A 6,072-nucleotide genomic window follows, 5' to 3' on the forward strand; every position below is an offset into this window, starting at 1 on the left:
CGAACCCCATGGTCGCCAGGGCTCCCTCGCGTCCCCAACGCCCCCACAACCAAACCCAAACAGACAAAAATGACCGATGACCCCGGTCTTGTCGGGCCAACGGTGCCGCCGTTGGCGGCATGCCGGTCCCGCCATGGCTCCGTTTCGGACATGCGAAGAAACAGCTTTCCTGTCCCTGTTTCCGCGTCGCCTGTCCTAAACCGGCAAGGGACAGGTGAGTCCATGAAACAGAAACAGGAGGGGTGATTGACCGACGCGAACCCGGATATGGCCAAGGTGGCGCCTGCGTCGTTGCGGCATCACCCGCTGATCGCGCATCTTCATGAAACTTCTCGTCGCAATGTCATGTCACATGGCAATGGCCAGATGGTCTGGCGAAGCTGGGGGGAGGGCCAGCCGGTCTTGCTGCTGCACGGATCGCACGGCGGGTGGATGCATTGGGTGCGCAATATCGAGGCGCTGGCGGCATCACGGCAGGTGATTGCCGTCGACCTGCCGGGTTTCGGGGATTCCGATCCACCCGCCGATCTGGAGAGCCCGGACGCGCACAGCGACCTGGTCGCCGACGCCCTGGGCCAAATGACGGGAGGAGAGCCGGTCGACATCGTCGCATTCTCGCTGGGTGCGCTGATCGCCTGCCTGATGGCAGCGCGCAATCCGGCCGCGATCCGACGCCTGATTCTCGTCGATGCCGGCGGCCTGGATACGCCGATGCGCTTTGCCGACTTCCGCCCGATCCGGGGTAGGCCGCCGGAGGAGCGCCGCGCGATCAACCGGCACAATCTGGGCGCGATGATGCTGCACGCGCCCACCGCCATCGACGATATGGCGATCGATATTTCCGCATATTATGGACCATTGTCCCGCACGCGGGTGCAATATCATGTCATCCCCGACAAGCTGTTGCGGGCGATCGAACGGACCACCACACCCATAGACCTGATCTGGGGTGAGCATGACTTCCCGCATCCCGACCCGACGGCCAATGCCGCAGCGGTCCGCCGTTTTCATCCCGAAGCCGAGTTGCGCATCGTTCCGGCAGCCGGACATTGGGCCATGTATGAGCAGCCCGCCGCGTTCGACGCGGCATTGCAGGATCTGCTGGCGCGGCCAGCCCGGGCGCCGTCGCCATGAGCATATCGCGACCGGTCGGCATCGATCATCTGACGGTCAACGGCATGCCGCCGCTTGCCTTTGCCGCACTGGCGCGCGATGCCGGATGCGAGAGCATCAGCCTGTTCGCGGAAAGGCTGGATATCAATCCATTTGGCTTTCCCGCATGGTCGCTGGTCGATGACGCCGTCCTGCGGCGGGATACGCTGCGGGCGCTGGACGATCTGGGCATAGGACTGGCACTGGGTGAGGGCTGTGCGATCCGGCCCGGAGTCGATGTGCAGCATTGCCAGCCGGTGATCGACGCCTTTGCCGAGTTGGGGGCACGGCGCCTCAACCTCCTGTCGTTCGAGCCGGATCCCAACCGCGATTGCGACCAGACGGAGCGCTTTGCCGAACTGGCCCGGATCGCCGGCCTCGACATATGCCTGGAATTTTCGGCGCGTCCGGGTCGTCCCGCACTGCCCGGCGTCATTGCCCGCATCGAACGCATGGGATCGCCCAACCTGTCGGTTCTGGTGGACGCCATGCATTTCTTCGCGGCCGGGCAGCAGGTCGAGGATCTGGGCGCGATTGCGCCGCACCATTTTACCTATTTGCAGCTATGCGACATCCGCCTCGACAGGGTCGAGGACTATATGGAGGCCGCCTTGCACGAGCGGCTGATGCCCGGCGAGGGCGTGCTGCCGCTCCCTGCGCTGATCGCGGCGCTGCCGCCCGACATCATCGTTTCGATGGAAATTCCCCAGGTTGCACGCACCCTGGAAGGCATGCCGCATATCGACCGGCTGCGGGAGGCGGCCCGCCGTTGCCGCGCGGTGATGGCGCAGGCGACGGGCCACACCTGACATTAGACGCCAAAGCCGCCCGAAACTGAAATGCGCTGCCCAGTGACATAGGCCGCTTCGTCCGAGGCGAAGAACACGCAGGCATGGCCGATTTCCTGCGCCGTGCCCCAGCGTTTCAGGCACAGCAGCTTGTGCGTATTGTCCACCCAGCGCTGGTCGATCTGACCCAGCCGGGTAAGTTCGTGCAGCTGGCCCGCATCGATCACGCCGACGAGCACCGAATTGGCGCGGATGCGGTAACGTCCTTCCTCCTTCGCGATGCCCTGGACCAGCTGTTCGTTCGAGGCTTTCACTGCCACGGACATGCCGTCGCGCGCAGGCCACCAGTCATGGCCCGCTGATCCGAGCGTTACGAAACTGCCGCCGCCATGATCGCGCATATGCGGGATCACCGTCTGCGCCGTGGCCAGGAAGCCATGGACTTCCACGTCGAAGGCATGGCGCCATTCCTCCATCGGCGTCGAGGACAGATAGCGTTGATTGACCAGCGGCCCGGCGGCCCAGACGACCGTGTGGATGCGGCCATGGGCGGCGATGGCATCCTCCACGACCGCGCGGATCGATGCCTGATCGGTCACATCCGCCTGATGCACTGTCGCCTTGCGACCAGCCGTCGCCGCCGTGGCCGCGATCGCCTCCGCGCGGCCCGGATTCGATCGGTAGACGATGGCGACATCGCTCCCGGATTGCGCGAACACCTCCGAAATTCCGCTCCCGATGCCACCGCTGCCACCGACCAGCAGGGTGCAGCCGTCTGGAAAACTTGCCACTATCCGCTCCTTCCGTTTGAATTTTCTGTTGCCTATTGCGATTGGCCGGGCTTGGCGTCGCGGGATCGCGCATTTCCATCATCAGGGAAAAGCCCGGCGTCCGCCGCCGCGGCGCCCGCCCATTCGGCCGTCATTTCGCCGATATCGAATGGACGCACCATCATCAGCAGCCCGCTCCAGTCCCGTCCTTCCAGTCCCGCCGCGCGTTCCTGCTCGCCGATCAGCTGGATATCCTCCCGCAGCGTCTCGAACAGCGCATGGACCCGGGTACGACCCGCAGGGCTGAGGGGGACGATGTCGGACACATAATCTGCGTCGATCGACCCGAAATCCATCGACATGAAAAGCGGCTTGATCGTCCGGTCGAACGCGGCCGCCAGGGGGCCGCCCCGGCGCCAGCGCACCGTTCGCTTGACCCCGGGCCTGAGCCGCCCCCTAGTCGCCACGCGCACAAGGTCCAGGCGCTTGAGCCGCTCGATATGGCTGTTCAGGCGGTCGCGCGGCAGGCCGAATGCCTGTTCGATGTCCAATCGCTGCGCACCGTGAAGAATGGCGAAGAAGACGAGTGCCAGACCGCGGTCGGCCGCCAGCACCCGTTCCTGCGCCAGCGTGAACCGGTCGGCCTCTTCCTCCACGCTCCGCCCGAGCAGGTCGCGCAGGTCGATGTCGGCCAGCGCGCAGACGGCATCCAGCCTGTCCAGCGTCAGGCCGTCGCCGCGCAGCCAGCGCCATATGGTCGGTTCCGCCACGCCCAATTCCGTTGCCAGTTGGCGCACCCGGATGCCCCGTCCCTTCAATTCCCGCCGCAATTCCGAAAGGACCATAGCCAGTCCCGGACGCCTGGTCTGTGACATTTTTTGTATTCCGATCAAATGATGATCCTATAATATCGTATGACGATAGCAATCTCTGCAAGGGGATTGTTCCTCGCGGGCCTTGCCGACACCCTGTTTTCCGGAACGAGGCAATGATGGCACGACGTGCCCGTAGGAGAGGATGATGGCGAAGACCGCCGACTATAATCTGGGGCCGTTCACCTTCCCGCGTGGATGGCTGATGGTGGCGCGCGCGACGGATGTGACGACCGGCCCGACGGCCATTCGCATGTTCGGGCGCGATCTGGTGCTGTATCGCGGAGAATCCGGACGCGTCGTCCTGCTGGACGCCTATTGCCCCCACATGCAGGCACATCTTGCCGCGGAACAGACCTCGGGTGCCGCCGCGCGGAGGATTGAGGGCGATTCCATCCGCTGCCCCTATCATAGCTGGCGCTTCGGCCCGGACGGAAAATGCGATCACATTCCCTATTTCGACGGGCCTATCCCGCCCGCGGCGAAACTGCGCGCCTGGCCCGCGGAGGAACGGTTCGGCTGCATCTTCGCCTGGCACGATCCGGAAGGCGGTGCGCCCGACCATGATTTGCCCGACCTGCCGGAATGGGACGATCCGCAATGGATGACGGGCGATTATGACGATCTCGGCACGCTCGACGTCCACCCGCAGGAGATACTCGACAATCTGGTGGACACGCGCCATTTCGGGCCGATCCATGGCCAGAAGCTCGCCTATTTCGACTCCGTTTTCGACGGTGTCGTCGGACGGCAGGTGTCGGGCGGAGGCCATGAAACGATGACCAGCGAGGACGGCGTGCTCAACGTCGATGCCTTCTATACCGGGCCCGGTATCCTCATCGCCCGCTATTCGGGGGAAACCGACGCGGTGCAGATCATCTGCCACACGCCCAGGGAGGATGGCGTGACCCAGGTATGGCACGGCATCACGACACGCGCGCTGCATATGCCCGCGACGCCTGCGGACGCGGAATTGCGCAGCCAATATCATGCCGGCGGCCTGGCCGCCTTTTCACAGGATTTCGCGATCTGGCGCACGAAGGCGCCCGCCTTCGCGATCTTGCGGCTGCCGACCGACGGTCCGTTTCATCGCAGCCGTGCCTGGTACAAGCAATTTTATAATCCGCGCGCGGAAGCGGCGACGCATCAGGCCCGGGCTAACGGCGTGCATCATACCAGCGGGATGAACCCGGCGCCCGGTCTTGTGGCCGCCGAATAGATTTCACCAAGGAAAGGATGAGAATGAGCAGGATTTTTCCTGAGGGCGCGGTCGCCGTCTTCGGTGGCAGCGGCGGCATCGGCAAGGGCGTGGCGATGGAATTCGCCAAGGCCGGTACGGATGTCGCGATCTTCTATCGTTCTAAGGAGGCCGTGGCCGAAGCGACGGCGCAGGCGATCCGGGATCTGGGCGTCAAGGCCAGCATCCATCAGGCCGATGCGCGCAATTATGAGGAGATGGACGCCGCCTTCGCCGCGGCCGTCGAGACGCATGGCCGCATCCATTCCATCGTCTGGGGCGCCGGCCCGATCGTCGCACAGGTCAATATCGCCGACTGGTCGCTGGAGCAGTTCCGCGCGTCCATGGAGATCGAGGCGTTCGGCTTCTATTATGCCGCGCGCATCGCCATCCCGCACTACCGCGCCAAGGGCGGCGGATCCTTCGTCCATCTCGGTTCCGGCGGCCACGACTGGTGGCCCCATCTTGACGGACTGTCGGTCGCGCCCAAGGCGTGCAACGAATCCCTGGTCAAGGGCATCGCCAAGGAAGAAGGCGTGCACGAGATCCGCGCCAATTCCATCCTCGTCGGCGTGATCGACGCCGGTCAGTTCAAGGTCGGACAGGACGAAGGCTATTTCGACGAGAATTGGGAGCGCGAGGTCAAGAAGCTGCTGCCGCTCAAGCGGTGGGGCAAGGCGGAAGATATCGGCAAGGCCGCCGTCTTCCTGGCGTCGGAGGACGCCAATTATGTGACGGGCCAGACCATCTCTGTCGCCGGCGGCTTCGGCGTCTGATATGTCCGACCGCGCCGGTCATGACCGGCGCGGTTTCCCGTCGGGGCTCAGCCCGCCAGCAGCGGGTGGGTCAGGCGCAGATCGTCCAGCATCGTCTCGATCAGCGCCACGTCGCCCTGCGTGCCGGCCGGGGTCAGCGACCAGTTGCAATGCGGATGGGTCGCACGATCATATAGCCGCACACGCCCGATCACCTTGCGCCAATGATGTTTGCTGCGCCCGTGATCGCGCACCAGCGTTGCAACAAGCAGGTCGATCAGTGCGTCCGGCGTCATGGGTGGTTGATAGGGGCGGTCAACCCGCAGGGCAAGCGGGCGCAGGGGGCGCCTGTGCCCGCTTGCGCGGATGATGTGGTGGAAAATCACAGCCGCCCGGATTTTCCTGTTGACCGACTCATATGATGGACTTAGAGGGCATTTCACCGACGCGGTGGGCGCCCATGGTTCTCGCTGCGATTGGTCGCCGACATAGCAGGAC

7 protein-coding genes are annotated in these 6,072 nt (G+C 64.4%); 4 read left to right on the forward strand and 3 right to left on the reverse strand.

Translation table 11 applies throughout. The annotated features are described in order from the left end of the window. Positions 1-246 precede the first annotated feature (246 nt). Together J3E64_RS20480 and J3E64_RS20485 are read left to right on the forward strand one after the other, a co-directional pair. Positions 247-1,134: an alpha/beta fold hydrolase gene (locus J3E64_RS20480; protein WP_253345104.1), complete on the forward strand. Its 888-nt coding sequence runs from the start codon at positions 247-249 to the stop codon at positions 1,132-1,134. Beyond that, positions 1,131-1,961: a sugar phosphate isomerase/epimerase gene (locus J3E64_RS20485; protein WP_253345105.1), complete on the forward strand. Its 831-nt coding sequence runs from the start codon at positions 1,131-1,133 to the stop codon at positions 1,959-1,961. Before J3E64_RS20480 ends, J3E64_RS20485 begins: the two co-directional genes overlap by 4 nt. A gap of 2 nt (positions 1,962-1,963) precedes the next feature. On the opposite strand, the gene J3E64_RS20490 is transcribed toward J3E64_RS20485, so the two are convergent. Both J3E64_RS20490 and J3E64_RS20495 read right to left on the reverse strand, forming a co-directional pair. Next, complete coding sequence (locus J3E64_RS20490) at positions 1,964-2,731, reverse strand: SDR family oxidoreductase (protein ID WP_253345106.1); 768 nt, start codon at positions 2,729-2,731, stop codon at positions 1,964-1,966. A 32-nt stretch (positions 2,732-2,763) separates the two neighbouring features. Next, a complete protein-coding gene (locus tag J3E64_RS20495; RefSeq protein ID WP_253345107.1) occupies positions 2,764-3,585 on the reverse strand; it encodes a helix-turn-helix transcriptional regulator in 822 nt (273 codons plus the stop codon). A 142-nt stretch (positions 3,586-3,727) separates the two neighbouring features. Here J3E64_RS20495 and J3E64_RS20500 point away from each other — a divergent pair, with 142 nt between their 5' ends. Together J3E64_RS20500 and J3E64_RS20505 are read left to right on the forward strand one after the other, a co-directional pair. After that, positions 3,728-4,801 carry a Rieske 2Fe-2S domain-containing protein gene (locus tag J3E64_RS20500; RefSeq protein ID WP_253345108.1) on the forward strand — a complete coding sequence of 358 codons (1,074 nt, stop codon included), beginning with the start codon at positions 3,728-3,730 and terminating at the stop codon, positions 4,799-4,801. A gap of 23 nt (positions 4,802-4,824) precedes the next feature. Further along, complete coding sequence (locus J3E64_RS20505) at positions 4,825-5,595, forward strand: SDR family NAD(P)-dependent oxidoreductase (RefSeq protein WP_253345109.1); 771 nt, start codon at positions 4,825-4,827, stop codon at positions 5,593-5,595. A 47-nt stretch (positions 5,596-5,642) separates the two neighbouring features. Here the strand turns inward: J3E64_RS20505 and J3E64_RS20510 are convergent, their stop codons facing one another. Then, on the reverse strand, positions 5,643-5,870 hold the full coding sequence (locus J3E64_RS20510; RefSeq protein ID WP_253345111.1) for a hypothetical protein: 228 nt from the start codon (positions 5,868-5,870) through the stop codon (positions 5,643-5,645). Positions 5,871-6,072: the final 202 nt, after the last annotated feature.

Origin of the sequence: Sphingobium sp. OAS761 (assembly GCF_024168485.1) — a bacterium.
Lineage (GTDB): Bacteria > Pseudomonadota > Alphaproteobacteria > Sphingomonadales > Sphingomonadaceae > Sphingobium.

What these genes read in the sequence shown, in the direction of transcription:
- J3E64_RS20485 (WP_253345105.1), top strand. Translation starts at nt 1,131, where the DNA reads ATGAGCATATCGCGACCGGTCGGCATCGATCATCTGACGGTCAACGGC.
- J3E64_RS20495 (WP_253345107.1), bottom strand. Translation starts at nt 3,585, where the DNA reads ATGTCACAGACCAGGCGTCCGGGACTGGCTATGGTCCTTTCGGAATTG.
- J3E64_RS20500 (WP_253345108.1), top strand. Translation starts at nt 3,728, where the DNA reads ATGATGGCGAAGACCGCCGACTATAATCTGGGGCCGTTCACCTTCCCG.
- J3E64_RS20505 (WP_253345109.1), top strand. Translation starts at nt 4,825, where the DNA reads ATGAGCAGGATTTTTCCTGAGGGCGCGGTCGCCGTCTTCGGTGGCAGC.
- J3E64_RS20510 (WP_253345111.1), bottom strand. Translation starts at nt 5,870, where the DNA reads ATGACGCCGGACGCACTGATCGACCTGCTTGTTGCAACGCTGGTGCGC.